At 63.9% G+C, this 17100-nt stretch carries 16 protein-coding genes; 6 read left to right on the forward strand and 10 right to left on the reverse strand.

Going from position 1 to position 17100, the window contains the following annotated elements; genetic code table 11:
- Nucleotides 1-25: 25 nt before the first annotated feature.
- Nucleotides 26-922 (forward strand): UTP--glucose-1-phosphate uridylyltransferase GalU, encoded by an 897-nt coding sequence (galU, locus tag NKK52_RS27905; RefSeq protein WP_023684219.1) that lies wholly within the window; start codon nucleotides 26-28, stop codon nucleotides 920-922.
- 183 nt (nucleotides 923-1105) lie between these two features.
- On the forward strand, nucleotides 1106-3484 hold the full coding sequence (locus tag NKK52_RS27910) for a polysaccharide biosynthesis tyrosine autokinase (protein WP_023684218.1): 2379 nt from the start codon (nucleotides 1106-1108) through the stop codon (nucleotides 3482-3484).
- An 89-nt stretch (nucleotides 3485-3573) separates the two neighbouring features.
- On the opposite strand, the gene NKK52_RS27915 is transcribed toward NKK52_RS27910, so the two are convergent.
- Both NKK52_RS27915 and NKK52_RS27920 read right to left on the reverse strand, forming a co-directional pair.
- Nucleotides 3574-4275: a metallophosphoesterase family protein gene (locus NKK52_RS27915; RefSeq protein ID WP_348625723.1), complete on the reverse strand. Its 702-nt coding sequence runs from the start codon at nucleotides 4273-4275 to the stop codon at nucleotides 3574-3576.
- A gap of 71 nt (nucleotides 4276-4346) precedes the next feature.
- Nucleotides 4347-6254, reverse strand: coding sequence for a propionyl-CoA synthetase (locus NKK52_RS27920; protein ID WP_023684216.1), 1908 nt, complete (start codon nucleotides 6252-6254; stop codon nucleotides 4347-4349).
- A gap of 218 nt (nucleotides 6255-6472) precedes the next feature.
- Between NKK52_RS27920 and NKK52_RS27925 the strand changes: the two genes are divergently transcribed.
- The 4 genes from NKK52_RS27925 (at nucleotide 6473) to NKK52_RS27940 (ending at nucleotide 9528) form a co-directional block, all read left to right on the forward strand.
- Entirely contained in the window at nucleotides 6473-7270 is a 798-nt protein-coding gene (locus NKK52_RS27925; protein WP_245263116.1) for a DUF2259 domain-containing protein, read from the forward strand.
- 544 nt (nucleotides 7271-7814) lie between these two features.
- A complete protein-coding gene (locus tag NKK52_RS27930) occupies nucleotides 7815-8102 on the forward strand; it encodes a PqqD family protein (RefSeq protein ID WP_023684213.1) in 288 nt (95 codons plus the stop codon).
- Nucleotides 8102-8536 carry a lasso peptide biosynthesis B2 protein gene (locus tag NKK52_RS27935; RefSeq protein WP_023668789.1) on the forward strand — a complete coding sequence of 145 codons (435 nt, stop codon included), beginning with the start codon at nucleotides 8102-8104 and terminating at the stop codon, nucleotides 8534-8536. Before NKK52_RS27930 ends, NKK52_RS27935 begins: the two co-directional genes overlap by 1 nt.
- On the forward strand, nucleotides 8533-9528 hold the full coding sequence (locus NKK52_RS27940; protein ID WP_023684212.1) for a phosphoenolpyruvate carboxykinase (ATP): 996 nt from the start codon (nucleotides 8533-8535) through the stop codon (nucleotides 9526-9528). Before NKK52_RS27935 ends, NKK52_RS27940 begins: the two co-directional genes overlap by 4 nt.
- A gap of 17 nt (nucleotides 9529-9545) precedes the next feature.
- Here the strand turns inward: NKK52_RS27940 and NKK52_RS27945 are convergent, their stop codons facing one another.
- The 8 genes from NKK52_RS27945 to NKK52_RS27980 all read right to left on the reverse strand — a co-directional run bounded on the left by NKK52_RS27945 (nucleotide 9546) and on the right by NKK52_RS27980 (nucleotide 17056).
- Nucleotides 9546-10571, reverse strand: a complete 1026-nt coding sequence (locus NKK52_RS27945; RefSeq protein WP_023684211.1) for a nucleotidyltransferase family protein — start codon at nucleotides 10569-10571, stop codon at nucleotides 9546-9548.
- Between the two features lie 443 nt (nucleotides 10572-11014).
- Nucleotides 11015-12001 carry a dihydroxyacetone kinase subunit DhaK gene (gene dhaK, locus NKK52_RS27950; RefSeq protein ID WP_023684209.1) on the reverse strand — a complete coding sequence of 329 codons (987 nt, stop codon included), beginning with the start codon at nucleotides 11999-12001 and terminating at the stop codon, nucleotides 11015-11017.
- Between the two features lie 22 nt (nucleotides 12002-12023).
- On the reverse strand, nucleotides 12024-12449 hold the full coding sequence (locus NKK52_RS27955; RefSeq protein ID WP_023668784.1) for a hypothetical protein: 426 nt from the start codon (nucleotides 12447-12449) through the stop codon (nucleotides 12024-12026).
- A gap of 10 nt (nucleotides 12450-12459) precedes the next feature.
- A complete protein-coding gene (gene ptsP / locus NKK52_RS27960) occupies nucleotides 12460-14046 on the reverse strand; it encodes a phosphoenolpyruvate--protein phosphotransferase (RefSeq protein ID WP_023684208.1) in 1587 nt (528 codons plus the stop codon).
- Nucleotides 14030-14332: an HPr family phosphocarrier protein gene (locus NKK52_RS27965; protein WP_023684207.1), complete on the reverse strand. Its 303-nt coding sequence runs from the start codon at nucleotides 14330-14332 to the stop codon at nucleotides 14030-14032. The genes ptsP and NKK52_RS27965 overlap by 17 nt, the downstream gene beginning before the upstream one ends.
- Nucleotides 14333-14353: 21 nt before the next feature.
- Nucleotides 14354-14743, reverse strand: coding sequence for a dihydroxyacetone kinase phosphoryl donor subunit DhaM (dhaM, locus tag NKK52_RS27970; RefSeq protein ID WP_023668781.1), 390 nt, complete (start codon nucleotides 14741-14743; stop codon nucleotides 14354-14356).
- Entirely contained in the window at nucleotides 14740-15342 is a 603-nt protein-coding gene (gene dhaL, locus NKK52_RS27975) for a dihydroxyacetone kinase subunit DhaL (protein WP_023668780.1), read from the reverse strand. Before dhaL ends, dhaM begins: the two co-directional genes overlap by 4 nt.
- A gap of 70 nt (nucleotides 15343-15412) precedes the next feature.
- Nucleotides 15413-17056, reverse strand: a complete 1644-nt coding sequence (locus tag NKK52_RS27980) for a dihydroxyacetone kinase subunit DhaK (protein WP_023684206.1) — start codon at nucleotides 17054-17056, stop codon at nucleotides 15413-15415.
- Nucleotides 17057-17100: the final 44 nt, after the last annotated feature.

Genomic DNA, 17100 nt, shown 5'->3' on the forward strand with positions numbered 1-17100 from the left:
TCGATCTGCTCAGAAGGAATTTGCGATGAAGAAAATCAGGAAGGCAGTCATCCCTGTGGCGGGGCTTGGAACACGGTTCCTGCCGGCAACCAAGTCGATTCCGAAGGAGATGCTGCCCGTGGTCGACCGGCCGGTCGTCCAATATGCGGTGGACGAGGCCTTCGAAGCCGGCATCGAGCACATCGTGTTCGTCACCGGCCGCAACAAGGCTGTCATCGAGGACTACTTCGACCTGCACCCCGAACTGATTGGAACGCTCGAACAAACCGGCAAGAAGACCCAGCTGGAGGCGCTCGAAAGCATGCTGCCCGTGGCCGGCGCCACCAGCTTCATCCGCCAGCAGTCGCCACATGGTCTCGGCCATGCGGTGTGGTGCGCACGCGAAGTCATCGGCGACGAGCCCTTCGCCCTGCTGCTCCCCGATATGGTGTCGTTCGGTCGCCGAGGTTGCCTGGCTGAAACAGTCGATCTCTATCAGCAGACCGGCGGCAATGTGATCGCCGTCGAGCGCTGTGATCCCAGCGAGACCAGCAAATACGGCATCGTCGGGCGCGGCGCCGAGACAGGCAGCGGCTTCGAGGTGACGGCCATGGTCGAAAAGCCGGCGCCGGCCAATGCGCCGTCGAACTATTACATCAACGGCCGCTACATCCTGCAGCCCGAGATCTTCTCGCTGCTGGGCAACCAGCAGCGCGGCGCCGGCAACGAAATCCAGCTTACCGATGCCATGGTGCGGCTGGCGAAAAGCCAGTCTTTCTTTGCCCAGCCTTTCGATGGCCGCATGTTCGACTGCGGCTCCAAGGAAGGCTTCATAGAGGCGACCATCGCCTTCGCGCTGGCGCGCGACGACATGAAGGGACCTGTGCTGGAAATGCTGCAGGCGTTCGTGCGGTCGCATGAGCGTCAGGAAGTGGCCGCATAATGCCCATCTTTCGAGGGCATATGCGTTTGGACGATGGCGCGGCTCGTGCATGCACGCCAGGCCGCTCAGGCCCGGCGCCAGATGGCATGAAGCTTGCGTTGCATATCTTGCCCCCGATCTCCGCAGCTCCGGGCGAGGTGCCCCGTCTCGCTCCGGCGCCTGTAACCTAGAATTGGATCGAAGATGAATTATGCCAGCTTTCCTCTCGACAAGAGGATGCCGTTGCCCAACCCCGATCAGGAAAAGGGTGAAGACTTCATCGACGTCGAGCGCCTGCTTGGCATGGCGGCGCGTCAGGTCAAGGTGGTGGCGGTCTGCGCCATCATCGGCCTGTTCCTGGGGTTGCTCTATCTGCAGACCACGCCCAAGCAATACATGTCGGTCGCCAGCGTGCTGATCGACGAAGGCCTGAACAAGGTCATCGACGACATCTCGGCTGCTTCCGTCACCATGCAGACCGACGCCGCCCTGCTCAGCCAGATCGAAATCATCACCTCGGCGCGGCTGGCCTCGGTGGTGGTCGACAAGCTGAAACTCGACCAGAACGCAGAGTTCATGAACCCGCCGCAATCGGCGCTGGTCAAGGGCATCGGCTTCGTGCGCGGCGTGATCGGCTATTTCCGCTCAAGTTCCGCCGAGCAGATTCCCGGCATGGAAAACGTCGATGAGGCGACACGCCAGGCCATGATGCAGACGGCGCGCCACGACTATGCCGTGCTGAAGCTGCAGAGCGAGGTGCTGGCGCAGCGCAACGGCCGCTCCTATGTGCTCGCCATCGGTTACCAGTCGACCAATCCGGCGCTCGCCACCGCCATCACCAAGGCCTATGCCGACGCCTATCTCGCCGACCAGCTCAACGCCAGCTTCGACGCCACCGAACGCGCTGCGGTCTGGCTGCAGGGCCGGCTGACCGAGCTTCGTCAGAACTCACAGGCGGCCGCTATGGCGGTCGAGAAATTCAGGGCCGAGCATGGTCTGGCCGCCAACAGCGACGGCCAGCTGATCAGCGACAAGCAGATTGCCGATCTCACCGCGCAACTGATCGTCGCGCAGGCCGATACGGCGCGCGCCAGCGCCCGCTATCAGCAATACAAGACCATCGTCGAAAGCGGCTCGGACAATGCCTTCAACGATTCCGCCATCTCCAGCGATCAGCCGGCAAGCTCCGTCATTGCAACGCTCAAGACCCGCTATCTCACAGTGGCCAAGCGGCTGCAGGACGTGACGGCCAATTTCGGCGCCGACCATCCGCAGGCGGTGGCGCTGGCCAAGGAAAAGGCCGACCTGTCGACCCAGATTTTCGGCGAGTTGAAGCAACTGACCGAAAGTTATCGCAACGAATATGAAGTCGCGCTTTCACGCGAGACCTCACTGAGGCAGAAGATCGCCGACGCGGCCGGCAAGAGCTCCATCGACAACCAGAGCCAGGTCAAACTGCGCGAACTCGACCAGCAGGCGCAGGCGCTGACCACGCTCTACCAGACCTTCCTTAGCCGCTACGAGGAGGCCTCGCAGCAGCAATCCTTCCCGGTCGGCAAGGTCCGCATCATCTCGGATGCCTCAACGCCGCTTTCCGCCTCAAGCCCGCGCACCTCCAGGGTGCTGGCGCTGTCGCTGGTGCTTGGCGTGCTGCTTGGCGCCGGCTTTGGTGGCCTGAATGAGTTCAACGAGCGCTTCTTCAGGACCGGCGAGGACATTCGCGATCGCGTCGGCCTCAAATTCCTCGGCTATTTGCCGATGATCGGCGGCAGGCTCGGCAAGGACGCCGACGACGGTGCGGCGGATGCCAAAGGCGCCAACACATTGTCGGCGGTCGAGAAACGCGCGCGCATGCGGGTCAGCGTCGATGCGCCGGCATCGATGTTCTCCGAAACGCTGCGCAACGCCAAGATCGCCTTCGACGTCGTCATGGAAGGGCAAGGCAGCCGGGTCATAGGCGTGGTCTCGGTCCTGCCCGGCGAGGGCAAGTCTACGGTCGCCGCCAATCTCGCCGGATTGCTGGCCGCCAACGGCTCGAAGACGCTTTTGATCGACGCCGATCTGCGCAATCCTGGCCTCAGCCGCAACCTCGGCATGGAGGCCGAGCAGGGGCTGATGGAGGCCGTGGTCAACGGCCAGACATGGCAGTCGGTCGGCAAGGTCGACCGCCAGACCAAGCTGGCGATCATCCCGGCCGTGCTGCGCGGCCAGTTCTCGCACACCAGCGAGCTGCTGTCGTCGGCCGGCATGCGGCGCTTCATCGACAACGCCAAGGAGACGTTCGAGTACATCATCGTCGACCTGCCGCCGCTCGGCCCCGTGGTCGACGCCAAGGCGTTTGCGCCGCTGGTCGATGGCTTCGTGCTGGTTGCCGAATGGGGCCGCACCCCGCGCGCCATGGTGCGCTCGCTGCTGGAGCAGGAACCCTACGTCGCAAGCAAGGTCGTCGGCGCCGTGCTCAACAAGGTCGATCTGAAGAAGCTGCCGAAATACGGCTCGCTCGGCGGCTCGGAAAAGTTCTTCGACCGCTATTCGACCTACTATCTGGAGAAATCGGACGTGCGGGCCAAGACCGCCGCCTGAACGGAGCGCGATCCTGAAAAGGAGCGTGATCCGGAAAAGCGGATCCGGTTTTCGGAAAGGATCACGCTCAAACGAAGAAGCACGGCAGGTCAGGAAAAGATCAGCTTGCCGAATTTACCGGCGATCCTGAGCGCTGTCAGCCGGCCGCTTCGAAACGCGCCGGTGTCGATGCCGAGCCGGCGCCCGTCGAGCCTGGGAATATCGACCGGCGTGTGCCCGTGCACCACAAAGCGGTCGAGCAGATGGGCGGCGTTGAAGAACTCGTCGCGGATGTTGAGCAGATCCTGCTCATCCTGTGCGACCAGGTCGATACCCGGCCTGATACCGGCATGGACGAAGACGAATTTATCCGAACAGAGCAAGACCGGCAGGCTGCGCAGGAAATCGATATGGCTGGCCGGGATGACTTCCTTCACGCGCCGGTCGACCGCGTCGCTTGATGCATAGAGGCTGGCAAGCCGCGCCGGATCGACGCCATAGGAAAACAGCGTCTCGCGGCCGCCGACCGCCAGCCAGCGGTCCCGCGACAGATAGCCGTCGAGATAGTTCAGCATCGCCACCTCGTGGTTTCCCGCCAAGCAGACGCGCAGGAACCCTGTTGGCGGCAGCGCCAAGAGATGGTCGAGCACGCGCGCCGATTGCGGCCCGCGATCGATATAGTCGCCGAGCATGACGATAATCTTGCGGCCGCGAAATTGCAGCGCGTCGAGCTGGATATTCTGCTCCAGCGACAGCAATTCCTTGTAGCAGCCATGCACGTCGCCGATCGCGTAGACGACGGCGTCGTTCATATCCATTTCCAGGCGCTCGCGCGGCGCCGGCCGGGGAGGTCTGGACCGCTGAAACAACGCCACTGGGGCCGTCAGACCCCGATGCCGCGGGCTTTGAGCGCCGCGGTGATCTCGTCAAGAATGGCGGGATCGTCGATTGTCGCCGGCATCGTCCATTCTTCCTTGTCGGCAATCTTCTGCATGGTGCCGCGCAGGATCTTGCCGGAGCGCGTCTTCGGCAGGCGCTTGATCGTCACCACCGTCTTGAAGGCGGCGACCGGGCCGATCCGTTCGCGCACCAGCCCCACCACTTCGCGTTCGATGGCAGCGGTATCGCGCGACACACCGGCATTGAGCACGACGAAGCCGAGCGGGACCTGGCCCTTCATAGCGTCAGCGACGCCGATGACGGCGCATTCGGCAACATCGGAATGCGCTGAAAGCACCTCCTCCATGGCCCCGGTCGACAGCCGGTGTCCGGCGACATTGATGATGTCGTCTGTGCGCGCCATGACATAGAGGTAGCCGTCTTCGTCGATCATGCCGGCATCGGCCGTCTTGTAGAAGCCGGGAAACTCCTCGAGATAGGCCTGCCGGAAACGCTCGTCGGCATTCCACAGCGTCGGCAGGCAGCCGGCCGGCAGCGGCAGTTTCACCACCACATTGCCAAGCGTGCCGCGCGGCACTTCATGGCCGGCATCGTCGAGCACGCGAATGTCGTAGCCCGGCATCGGCACGCCGGGCGAGCCGTATTTCACCGGCAGCAGGCCGAGGCCTGCCGGGTTGATGGTCATCGGCGAGCCGGTCTCGGTCTGCCACCAATGATCGACCACCGGCACGTTGAGTTTCTGCTCCGCCCATTTGATGGTTTCCGGGTCTGCGCGTTCGCCGGCCAGGAACAGAGTGCGGAATTTCGACAGATCGTATTTCGGCACGAATTCGCCCTTGGGGTCCTGCCCCTTGATGGCGCGAAAGGCTGTCGGCGCGGTGAACAGCGCGACAACGCCGTGTTCGGCGATCACCCGCCAATAGGTGCCGGCGTCGGGTGTGCCGATCGGCTTGCCCTCGAACAGCACGCTTGTCGCACCATGCAGCAGCGGTCCGTAAACGATGTAGGAATGGCCGACCACCCAGCCGACATCGGAGGCCGCCCAGAATACTTCGCCCGGTCTGACGCCGAACTCGTTTTCCATCGTCCATTTGAGCGCGACCATGTGGCCGCCATTGTCGCGCACGATGCCCTTCGGCTGGCCGGTCGTGCCGGAGGTATAGATGATGTAGAGCGGGTCTGTAGCCAGTACCGGAACGCAATCGACGTTGGCGCCCGCCGCCCGCTCGCGGGCAACGGCGTCGGCAAAATCGATATCGTAATGCTCCCTCAGATCGCAGCGCAGCTGGTCGCGCTGCAGGATCAGGCAGGCGTCCGGCTTGTGGCGGGACATTTCGATCGCCTTGTCGAGCAGCGGCTTGTAGGCCACGACACGTCCAGGCTCCAGGCCGCAGGACGCGGAGATGACCAGCTTCGGCTTAGCGTCGTCGATGCGGGTGGCGAGCTCGTGCGAGGCAAAGCCGCCGAACACCACCGAATGCACCGCGCCGATGCGGGCACAGGCAAGCATCGCGATCGTCGCTTCGGCCACCATCGGCATGTAGATGATGACGCGGTCGCCTTTGCGAATGCCGCGGTTCTTGAGCACCGAAGTCAGCGCTACCACTTCGCGCTTCAATTCGGCATAGGTGAATTTCTTGACCGTGCCGGTGATCGCGCTGTCGTAGATAAGTGCGATCTGGTCGGCGCGGCCGCCTGCGACATGGCGATCGAGAGCGTTGAAGCAGGTGTTGCAGGTGGCGCCGTTGAACCAGCGCCCGTAAACGCCCGCCTTGGCATCGAAGACGCTGGTCCACGGCGAATACCAGTCGATCGCCTCGGCGGCAGCGGCCCAGAATTGTTCCGGGTCGCGTTTCCAGCCGTCATAGACCTCGTGGTAGCGTGACGCCATTCATCCCTCCTCGGGAAAACTCTCTATGTTGCAATAGCCTATGCGGGTTTTCCCGGCCACGTCTTTCCCCAAATGCCATGTCTTTCCCGAAATTTGGCGCTTGGCCGATCTCGCCTTGTCCATAAATTGCAGGCACCATGGCCGGGTTTGAAATCGGGGCAGGGCGCGCAATGACGGTACGATACGGGGTTGGATCTGCCGTTGGAGCAGCGCTGCTGTTGACGATCGTTTCCGCCGCCCAGGCCGGCGATGCCGCCGCGCGGCGCATCATCGGCTTTTCCCCCGACGGCAAATATTTCGCCTTCGAGCAATATGGCGAGCTCGACGCTGCCGTTTCCGGCTGGTCGCAGATCGACATCATCGACACAAGCACAGACGAGTTCGTCGGCGGCAAGCCGATCCTTGTCCTCGATGAATCGGAAGAGGCGACCACGACGGTGGAGCAGGCACGGGCGCAGGCCGCAAAGCAGGCCGCGCCAATCCTGGCCAAATACGGCATCGCCGAGCGCGGCACGCGCACGGCCTCCGACAGGTTCACCTTCCCGGACGACACGGTCGAGTACAACGACATCCCCCGCCTCGAGCAGGCCGCGCAGAAATGGCTGTCGCCGTTCTATGGCGAAACACCGATTTCGACCATCCAGCTCGATGAGATCCTTGCCGACAGCAAGGAGGATTGCTTGGCAAGCTTCGATGACGCCAAGCCAAGCGACCAAGTTCTTCCGGGCGACAAGACACTTCAGGGCGACAAGACACTTCAAGGGGACAAGACGGGCAAGGCGCGCGGCTTCCGCCTGTCGCTGCAGGGGCAGGACGGCAAGCCGTTCAAGGTATTGCACGAGGACAAGGCTGTGCCGGGCTCGCGCAACTGCCCGACCTCCTACAGCCTGTCGGAATCCTACGAATACGCCCCGCCCGGCAGGCCGGCGGTACTGGCCGTGCTGGTGCAGTGCTTCAGCCAGGGCTTCGAAGGACGCGACCGCCGCTTCATCGCCGTAACCGGCCAGGCACGCTAAGCCGCGGCCCGTCTTGTGGCAGGCAGAAAAAGCTCATGCGCCCGGAGAAAGCAGGGCGTTCGTGTCGAATATCAGTCTTAAAGCGGCAAGGCCGCCAGCATCAGCCCGACGCCACCGGCAATCAATATGGCGGCTGCCAACGCTTTTCGATGACGTTCGAACGCGGTCGGCGCCCGCTCCCAATTGTAACGCATACCCAATGCTCTCCCAAAACCCCGCGACTGCATAGCTTACTTTAGATAAGAAAAGCAAGACCTTGACCCTGCGAGATAGCCGGCTTGACGGTTTGCGGCGGTCATTACCAGCTGCAATCACCGACTATTTCTGGGGTGCTTCCCTGTTTTAAGACCCTGAATAATGTGGAAGTTACCACAGCTCAGGATTGGATGTCTCCGCCGTCTTCGGTTGCGTGTGTCGTGAGGATTTTGGCGTTGCCGGATTGCCACAGAACGGTCGGGCCTGCCTGTTCTCCCTCTCGCCCGCGCAATGGACAGACCCGCATCGCCGCGCTATCTGCTCTCCAGGAAAATGGTGGAGGGGCTCCATGGCCCAAATCGGTTCTGAAATGGTTCTGCGGCTGGCGGACGACGCCTCGGTCCAGCATGTCGGCGATGGCGCCGTCGTGCTCTTGGCGCGCAGCGGCCAGCTTTACACCTGCAACGGCACCACCGAAGCCTTTCTCGACAAGGTGGACGGCGCCCGCAGCCTCGACCAGATCGTCGTCCTGTTGTCCGACGAGTTCGAGGTCGACAAGGGCACGCTCGACCAGGACATGGCGGCGCTGGCCGCCGAACTGGTGAGCGAAGGCATTCTCGCCGACCCGGCTCCCTGATGGTGGACGGCGTTCTCCTGCGCGCTTTGTTTCGTGTCCATTTATGGGCAAGCGCGCGGCTGATGCCGACCCTGATCGGCCGCCGCAGCTTCGAATCGGTGCTGAAATGGGCGCCGCTCAGCGCACCCACCCCTTATCGCGGCCTGTCGTCAGCCTACATCGTCGCTGCCGTCAACCGGACCGTCCGGCACCCCTGGCTGATGCGCGACCGCAGATGCCTGCGCGAGGGCCTGCTCGCCCACCGCTTCCTGCGCTTTGCCGGCTTCGATCCGGATCTGCGCTTCGGCGTCGATCCGAAGTCGATGCAGGCGCCGCGTATGTCTGCCCATTGCTGGGTCTGTCTCGATGGCCGCCCAGTGGTCTCGGACAGCCTCCCCGGCATGGTGCAGATCTATCGCCATCACGCCGATGCCGGAAAGGCGCACGCTGCTTGACCGGTCCGGCGACCACCTTCTGCTATGATCTCCAGGGCCAGGTCATCAGCATATCGGCCTCGCGGGCCGATCTCTGGCCGAGCTTCGACCTCATGCTCGGCACGTTGCGCGTGAGCGGGCCGGCCGAGCCCGATTTCCGCGTCGACATCGTCGAGACGCGGGAGTTACCGGAATTGCCTGCCGGAAAACTCGCTTTCGACGGCGACGTGCCGGAGGACGGCCATTGCCGGCTGATCGACGGTGGCGGCACCGTTCATCTGGTCTTTCCCGGCCTGCAGACCGTCTCGATCAATGCCGATGGAGGCTGGGCCGAGATACGAGTCCATCCCGATGCCAAGGTCAAATGGACGGTGCTGATGATGGTGCTGGATGCAGCACTTGATGCCGGCGACCAGCACATGCTGCACACCGCCGGCCTGACATTGCCCGGCCGAGAGGCGCTGGTGCTGATCCATGCGCCGAGCGGCACCGGCAAGTCGACGACGTCGCTGGCGCTGGCGTCGCAAGGCTTCGGCCTGTGCTCTGATGACGCCATGATCCTCAAGATTTTGGCCGGCGGCGGCATCACGGCCTGGGGCTTGCCGCGCAAGGTGAAGGTCCACCGCCACACGGCGGCAATGCTGCCCTTCGTGGCGCCTTGCCTTGGCGACAAATGGGACGCCAATGGCGAGCAGGCCGTCTCGCTGGAACGTCTCGCCGAGATCATCCGCATCGAGGAGACTGTCGGCAGACCGGTTGCGGCACTGCTTCATCTCGCCCGCTCGGCGGACGCGCAAACCCGGCTCGTCCCCATGACCAGGACAGACGCCATGGTGGCGCTTGCCACCGACAATGTCAGGACCGGCATGACCGGCCTTTTGCCGGCGCAGAAGCGCCGCATGGCAACCATCGCAACGCTGGTCAAAGCCGTCCCGACCTTTACCTTGGAAGTCGGCGAAAAACCGGCCGAGGCGTCACCGTTGATCCGCGCCGCGCTGCCGGCGCCGGACTGACGGCCGGCGCGGCAAGTTCAGGCAAAACGCGACTTTGGCCTGGCGAGCCGCTGGATCCAGCGGAAGGCGTCGCGGCGCAGGCGCGAATGCATCTTGTCCCTGGAATTGACGCCGAGCAGCGTATCGCCGGTGATCAGCCATTTGGCCAAAAATATTGAGAGGTCGGGCTTGATGCGGTCGGCCAGTTTGATCGCGCGCGGTGCATCAAACAGCCGCCCCGTCACATTGAGAACCGTCGCCAGCTCAAGCTCGATGCCGCTCATGCGCGCCGCCTCGAACAGCCGCTCCTCATCCGCGGGCGACCGCAGCGCGCGCACGCCCTGCAGCACGTCGACGCAAAGCTGCAGCCGGTGGAACTTGTGCCCGCCCGCGGCATGGACAATGGCGATGGTCAGCAGCGCGGCCGGCGTGTCGGCCTCGCCGCCGTCGATGATCTGCAATTCGCGAAAGCCCAGCGACAGCCGCCGCCGCATGCCGGAATCATGCACCAGGTTGCCGTGCAGTTCGATCAGCAGGCTGGTATTCTCCTTCTCCAGCCACTTGAACTCCTGCAGATCCTGCGACTGCGTCTCCTCGCTCCAGAGTTCAAAGCCGCATCCGGCAATCACCGTGTTGGCTTCAATGATGCTGGCCGGCTCGACCAGAATGTCGATGTCGGTGAACGGCCGGTCGGCGGCGTGGCGGTAAAGTTTGCGCGCGAAGACCGGACCCTTGACGATGCGGGCCGGAACATTTTTCGCCGCCAATGCCTTCATGATGCGGTCGCCATGGTACTGCAGCAGCATCGATTGGCCGGTCGCCAGCGTCGAGCGATCACGCAGTTCCGACAGCTTTTGCCGCAAGGCTGCGTCCGCAGGCAGTTGGGCGTCGCCGATCTCGCTGAGCTTGCGCAGCATGATCGGCAGCACGCCGTGGAACTCGGCATTGGCGAGCAGTGCCAGCAAGCTTTCGGCAGCAACGTCACGGCCAATGGCAACCGTCGCCTCCGGGTCGGCGAAGGTCAGCAGCAGTTTTTCATCGGCAGGCGCAAGAGATGGCAGCATCAAACCCGGATTGCGTTCGCCCACATCAGCAATTCCCGTCCGGAATTGCGTCAACCAACTCAGAGGAGCGTATGTCGCAGAAAAGCATGCATGAAGCCAGCGTGTGGTGGCAGAACCAGCTCATGAATTGACTTTCCACGGTTTCGGTCCATTCTTTTGCACTGGACGGAAAAGGGTGTTTGGAATGACCAAGAAAAAGTATGAAGCGCCCGTGCTGCGCAAGGCAGGAAAGTTGTCCAGCGTGGTGGCCGGGCCGTCGCTGCCGATACCGCAATAAGACTTCTACGGCTTCGGTTTGGATGAAGCCGGAGCGGTCGGCCGCAAGGCAGGCCGCGCTGCAGGCGGGCAATCTGTCGGCGTGACTGCGGGTAACGGTCCGTCGGTCCCGCAGGCTAAGGCAAGTTCATAAGCCGCCTGTTCGGGATATGGGCAAGGCCCCTCCGTTACAGTCCCCAGCGCAGCGCGGCTGTGTGCACCGGCGCGTCCCACATTGACGTTGCCTCGTCATCCAGCACGGTCAGCGTGATCGAGCACCCGGCCATGTCGAGCGAGGTCACATAGGACCCGACCAGCGAGCGGGTCACCGTCACGCCCTGTTTTTCGAAGATGTTTCGGGCGCTGTTGTACATCAGATAGAGCTCCATCAGCGGCGTGCCGCCAAAGCCGTTGATGAACAACAGTGCCGGGCCTTTCGCCCTGTCGCCGAGATCGCCCAGGATCGCGGCGCAAATCTCTTCGGCGATCGCATCGGCGCTTTTCAACGTGTCGCGACGCCGGCCGGGCTCGCCATGAATGCCGACGCCGAATTCCATCTCGCCATCACCAATCTCGAAGGTCGGCCTGCGGGCCGCCGGCACCGTGCAACTGGTCAGCGCCACGCCCATCGAACGCGTCGCGCTGTTGATGCGACCGCCGAGCGCCTTGAGATCCGCCAGCGCCATGCCTTGCTCGGCGGCGGCGCCGACGATCTTCTCCACCACCAGCGTGCCGGCGACGCCGCGCCGGCCGGTCGTAAAGGACGAATTCTCGACGGCGACGTCATCATTGATCACCACCTGCAGGACGCCGTCGGCCATTTCGCCGGCCATGTCGAAATTCATCACGTCGCCTTCATAGTTCTTGACGATGAACAGGCAGCCGGCGCCGGTATCGACGGCGGCGGCCGCCGCCAGTATCTGGTCCGGCGTTGGCGAGGTGAAGACCTGGCCGGGGCAGGCGGCGTCCAGCATGCCGTGACCGACAAAGCCGGCATGCAACGGCTCGTGGCCGGAACCGCCGCCCGAGATCAGCGCCACCTTCCCCGGCTTCATCACCTTGCGGCGAATGAATTTGTGCTCCTCGCCCAGCACCAGGATGTCGGCATTAGCTGCAACGAAGCCGTTGAGGCTTTCGGTCAGCACCGTGTCGACGGAATTCATAAACTTCTTCATGTGTCCTCCCGACACAACACGATCAGCCGCCACTCCTGCCGGTGATGCTGGTGATCTTCTGGATGAATTCGTTGATCGCCTTGTCGAGCGCTGCATTCTGCTTGTCGTCGCCGAAATCGGGCACGATCAGCGAGACATGCCGGGTCTTGCGCATGCCTGCCGCAACCGACATCTTGCCGGGATGCGCCAGATGATAGGCAGCCAGAAACTGATCGCGCTCGGCCGGACTGAAATGGCAGACCGAAAAAATAGCCGGCAGATGTTTTGACGGGATCGGGGTCGAATAGGCCGCGCTGGAAATCTGGGTGACGAAGCTGCGGTGCTTGCCAAGCGCGTCGGCAAGGCGTTGTCGCATACCCGACGGTCGCTGGTCGATGACCTGCGACAGGATCGTCTTGTAGGCGCGGATCGCCTCTTCGGAGCCGGCTTCTGGTGTCTTGTCGGCCATCTCAGTCATCCTAGACCGATGCATCCGAGATGACCGCCTTGGCCATGGCGAGTTGGGCGGGAGCCACCGAGAGATCCCGCAGGCCGGCCTCGAGCAGTGCCGGGATCGATGCCGGATCGCCGCCGGCATCGCCGCACAGGCTGACTTGGATTTTCGCGCGCAGGCCAAAAGCGGCAACCGAGCCGATCAGCCGCAACACGGCGGGATGGCGGACAGAATTAAGATGCGCCACGGCTGCGTTATCGCGGGCAGCCGCCATTACATATTGGGTCAGATCGTTCGAACCGATCGAGAAGAAGGCGACATCGGCGAACGCCTCCGGCGCGATCGCCACCGAAGGCACCTCGACCATGATGCCGAGCGGCGGCATTTTTTGCGCGATGCCGCGCGCGGCAAGCCCGGCCTGCTCCTCCACGAACAGAGCGGCGGCGCGTTGGTATTCCTCCGCGACGGCGATCATCGGAAACATCACCTTCAGATTGCCGTGCACCGCCGCGCGCAGCAGCGCCCGGATCTGTACGCGAAACACCTCCGGCCTTGCCAGCGACAGCCTGATGCCACGCAGCCCGAGGAACGGGTTGCTCTCCTCGACGGTGAAGCCCGGCACCGGCTTGTCGCCGCCGGCGTCGACGGTACGGATGGTCACCGGCTTGTCGCCTGCCCATTCCAGCACCTTGCGATAGGCCTGGTATTGCGTCTCCTCGTCCGGCGGCGCCTTGCCGAACAGGAATTCGGTGCGCATCAGCCCGACCCCGTCGCAGGTCGAAATGTCGATGCCGTAGACCTCGGACAGATCGGCGATGTTGACCTGCACGCGCACTGTCGTCCCGGCCCGGGTTACCGCCGGTTTCGCGAGATAGACTCCGGCCTTGTCTCGATGTGCCACAAACGAGGACGAGGACCGGTGGAACGCTTCGATCTCGGTCGTGGTCGGCGAAAGCACGATACCGCCATGCTCCGCATCGAGCAGAGCCAGACCGACGGGATTAGCCGGCGAAGCGCCAAGCCCCACAACCATCGGCACGCCGCGCGAGCGCGCCAGCATGGCGACGTGGCTGGCGGCGCTGCCGGCCCTCAGCGCGATGCCGCCGCCGGTGCTCCAGTCGGTCTCGAGAAAGCGCGTCGGCGCGATGTCCTCGCCATAGAGAATGGCGCCCGCTGGTGGAGCGCTCTCCTGCTCCTCGGTAAGGGCGCGCAGCACGCGGTCGCGGATATCGCTGATATCGGCGGCGCGAGCCCGGAAATAGTCCTGGTCTGACGTTTCGTAGCCGGAGATCTCGGCGTCCAGCGCCTGTCGCCAGGCCATGTCAGCCGGCATGCCGGACGCGATCGCGGCAAAAGCCGGGCCGGTCAGTGCCTCGTCCCCAAGCATGGCGAGCTGGAATTCGAGAATGCCGGCGGCCTCGTCATCGGCGGTTTCGATCAGGGTCGCGAGCCGGTCCGTCGCGCTGGCGATAGCTGCTTCCAATGCGGCCTTCTCGTCCGCGGCGCTCGCCTTGCCCGTGTAGTGCGCGGTGCCGTTGTCGAGGTTGAACAACGGCCCCTCGGCATAGCCGGCCGAGGCCGAAATGCCTTGCAGCCTAAGCGGTTCGGGCATGGCCCGCATCCTCGTCGAAACCGCGTCGCACCAGCTCGGCCAGCGCTCTCACGGCATCATCGGCGCCGTCGCCTGTGGCCCGGATGTGCAGCATGGTGCCTTTCGGCGCCCTGGCCGCCATCACCTTGACGATGCTCTTGGCGTCGAACCATGGGCCGTTGGCGGCAAGCGCAATCTCCACCTCGGCCGCAAAGCTCTTGGCAAGCTTGGTGAACTTCACCGAAGGGCGCGCGTGCAGACCTACCTCGTGGGTGATCAGGACGGTCGCTTCGGCAAAGGCGGACATCAGGTCAAAATTCCCGTTCACTCACGACGGCGACAATTCATGCGCCGTCGCCACCACTTCCTTCAGCGAGGCGCCGCCGGAGGACTCGGTCGCCGCCATCACCGCGCCTTCGACGATCGGCGCGTTGCAGACGATGATCTTCTGCGCCCGCGGCTCGCCGATCATTTCCACCGCCATTTCCGAATTGGTCTCGGCGCCGCCGAGATCGACCAGTATGGCGACGCCCGCCTCCGACCACGCCTTGTCGATGGCGCCTATGATCGCTTCGACGCTGGTGCCGAGCCCGCCATGGCCGTTTCCGCCGCACCATGCAAGCGGCACTTCGTCGCCCACCATCTGCCGCACCATGTCGGCCGTGCCTTCGGCAACCAGCGGGGAATGCGAGACGATGACGATGCCGACATTGCTCATGCTTGGCCCTCGACGGTTTCGGCGACGGTCCGCACCAGCAGCGCCACAGAGCGTCCGCCGGCATCCATATGACCGATTGAGCGGTCGCCGAGGAATGAGGCGCGACCGCGTGTTGCCTTCATCGGCACGGTCGCCTCGGCAGCCATGTCGGCGATATCTGCAATTTCCATGGCCGTCTTTCCTTCGACCAACGCGTCCTGCACAGGTTGCAGCACATCGAGCATGGTCTTTTGACCGACCTGGGATTTGCCTCTGGCGGCCACAGCTTCGATTGCCTTGCCGAAAGCAGCCGCCAGATTGGCACGATCCGGCTCTCCCGAAATCTCCTTGCCCAGCGCCAGGAACAATGTACCGAAGAGCGGCCCGGATGCACCGCCAACCGTCATCACCAGCTTGGTGCCGATCGCCTTCAGCGCCTCGGGCAGCGGCTTGGCCGAAAACGCCTCGGCATCGGCACGCAAGGCCTCAAACCCGCGCTTCATGTTCAGCCCATGGTCACCGTCGCCGATCGCCTGGTCGAGCGCGGTCAACTCTTCCGAGTGAGCGGCGATCGTGTCCGCGGCGGCGGTGATCAGCCTGGCAAGGTCGAACGCTGCCATGTCCAGATTCCCGGTTTCGATCCTGCCGGCAGTATCGCAAGAGTTTTCATTCGACAATCTAAGCATGCCGTCAGGCCGTTGCATGCAGCGCGGCGGCGGCCGCGAACACTTCGGCCACGGCATGGGCGCCAGGGTCGACTACGCCCTGCAATTTGGTGCCGACATAGGCGGAGCGCCCGGCCTTCGCCTTCTCCATGGCCGCGGTCGCCTCGGCGCCGTGCCGTGCCGCTGTAGCCGCGGCATCCAGCCCCTTGGCATCGAGCGCCTTCAGCCCCGGCTCCAAGGCATCGACCATGGTGCGGTCGCCGACCCTGGCGCCGCCATAGAAGGTCATCCGGTCAAGCCCGGCAAGCAGCGCCTTGGACAGGGTTGCTCCGCCGTTCGAAGCCTGAGCCGCCGCCGTGAAGAAGATCGACAGCAAGACGCCTGAGGAGCCGCCCATTGCGACGCCCAGATTATCGCCTATAGCCGCAAGCGTGGCGGCAGGGTCGGCCAGCGGCAGCGCATCGAGCCGTTCCAGCACGCTGCGCGCGCCGGTCGCAACCGTCGAACCGGTATCGCCATCGCCCGCCTTGGCGTCGAGCCCGTTCAGTGTCTCTTCGAGCGCGATCAGCCGTTCGCAGACCGTGATGATCAAACGCCTGGTGCCGGAATCCTGGCTGGCCCTTTGGGCTGCGCTGTTTCCAGCCGCTTTCGCCATAGGCACGATAGCCGGCGCGACGACGGTTTTGGCCGGCATCCAGGCATGTGGGCCGACAGGCGCCAGCAAGGCTGCCTCGCGCGCCGCATCGAGCTTGATCAGCGACAGCGAAAAACCGTTCATGTTGAGCGCCGTCATCAGCGGTCCAGGGCCGATCGCAAGTTTGACGGTTTTGGCCAGCGGCGAGGCCAGCACGGCATTGGCGACCAGCGACATCTCAAGCGGCGGCACCGAGCCGAGATTGTTGATGAGCAACGCGTGGCTGGCGTTCGGGTCGAGCCGCGCGGCCAGCCGCTCCGCCATGATCGCCACCAGCTTGTCGGCGCTTTGCACCGCGATGCGCTCGACGCCCGGCTCGCCATGGATGCCGAGGCCGAGTTCGCCGTCATTTTCGCCGAACCGCTCTTCATGTGGCTGGCCGGGGATCGAGCAGGACGACAGCGACATGCCGAGCGAGACGATGTCCTTCGCCGCCGCGCGAGCGGCTGTAGCAACGGCTGCCAAGTCCTGACCGGTCTCCGACAAATGGCCGGCGATCTTGTGCACGAACAAGGTGCCGGCGACGCCGCGCGGCTGGTTGATACCCGGCAGGGCGATGTCGTCGGCAACGATCGCCATCTCGACGCGAAACCCCTCGGCGCGCGCCTTCTCGGCCGCCAGGCCGAAATTGAGCCGGTCGCCGGTGTAGTTCTTGACGATCAGCAGGCAGCCGGCGGGGCCGGTCACCGCGCGGATGGCCGCCAGCACCGCCTCGACGCTGGGCGAGGCAAAGATCTCGCCCGAAACCGCCGCCGTCAGCATGCCCTTGCCGACAAAGCCGGCATGGGACGGTTCGTGTCCGGCGCCGCCACCGGAGACGACGGCAACTTTCGCCTTGTCCCAGTCGGCGCGCAGCACGACCTTGATCTCGGGGTAACCGTCGAGGCGCGCGAGATCGCCGGAACCGATAGTCCGCAACAGCCCGTCCAGCGCCTCGGTGACGATCGTTTCCCTGCGGTTGAAAAAGTGCTTCATCGAATTCGTCCTGTATTCGTCAATCAGAAGCCGGTGCCGTGCCC

This window comes from Mesorhizobium sp. C277A, assembly GCF_040324395.1.
GTDB lineage: Bacteria > Pseudomonadota > Alphaproteobacteria > Rhizobiales > Rhizobiaceae > Mesorhizobium.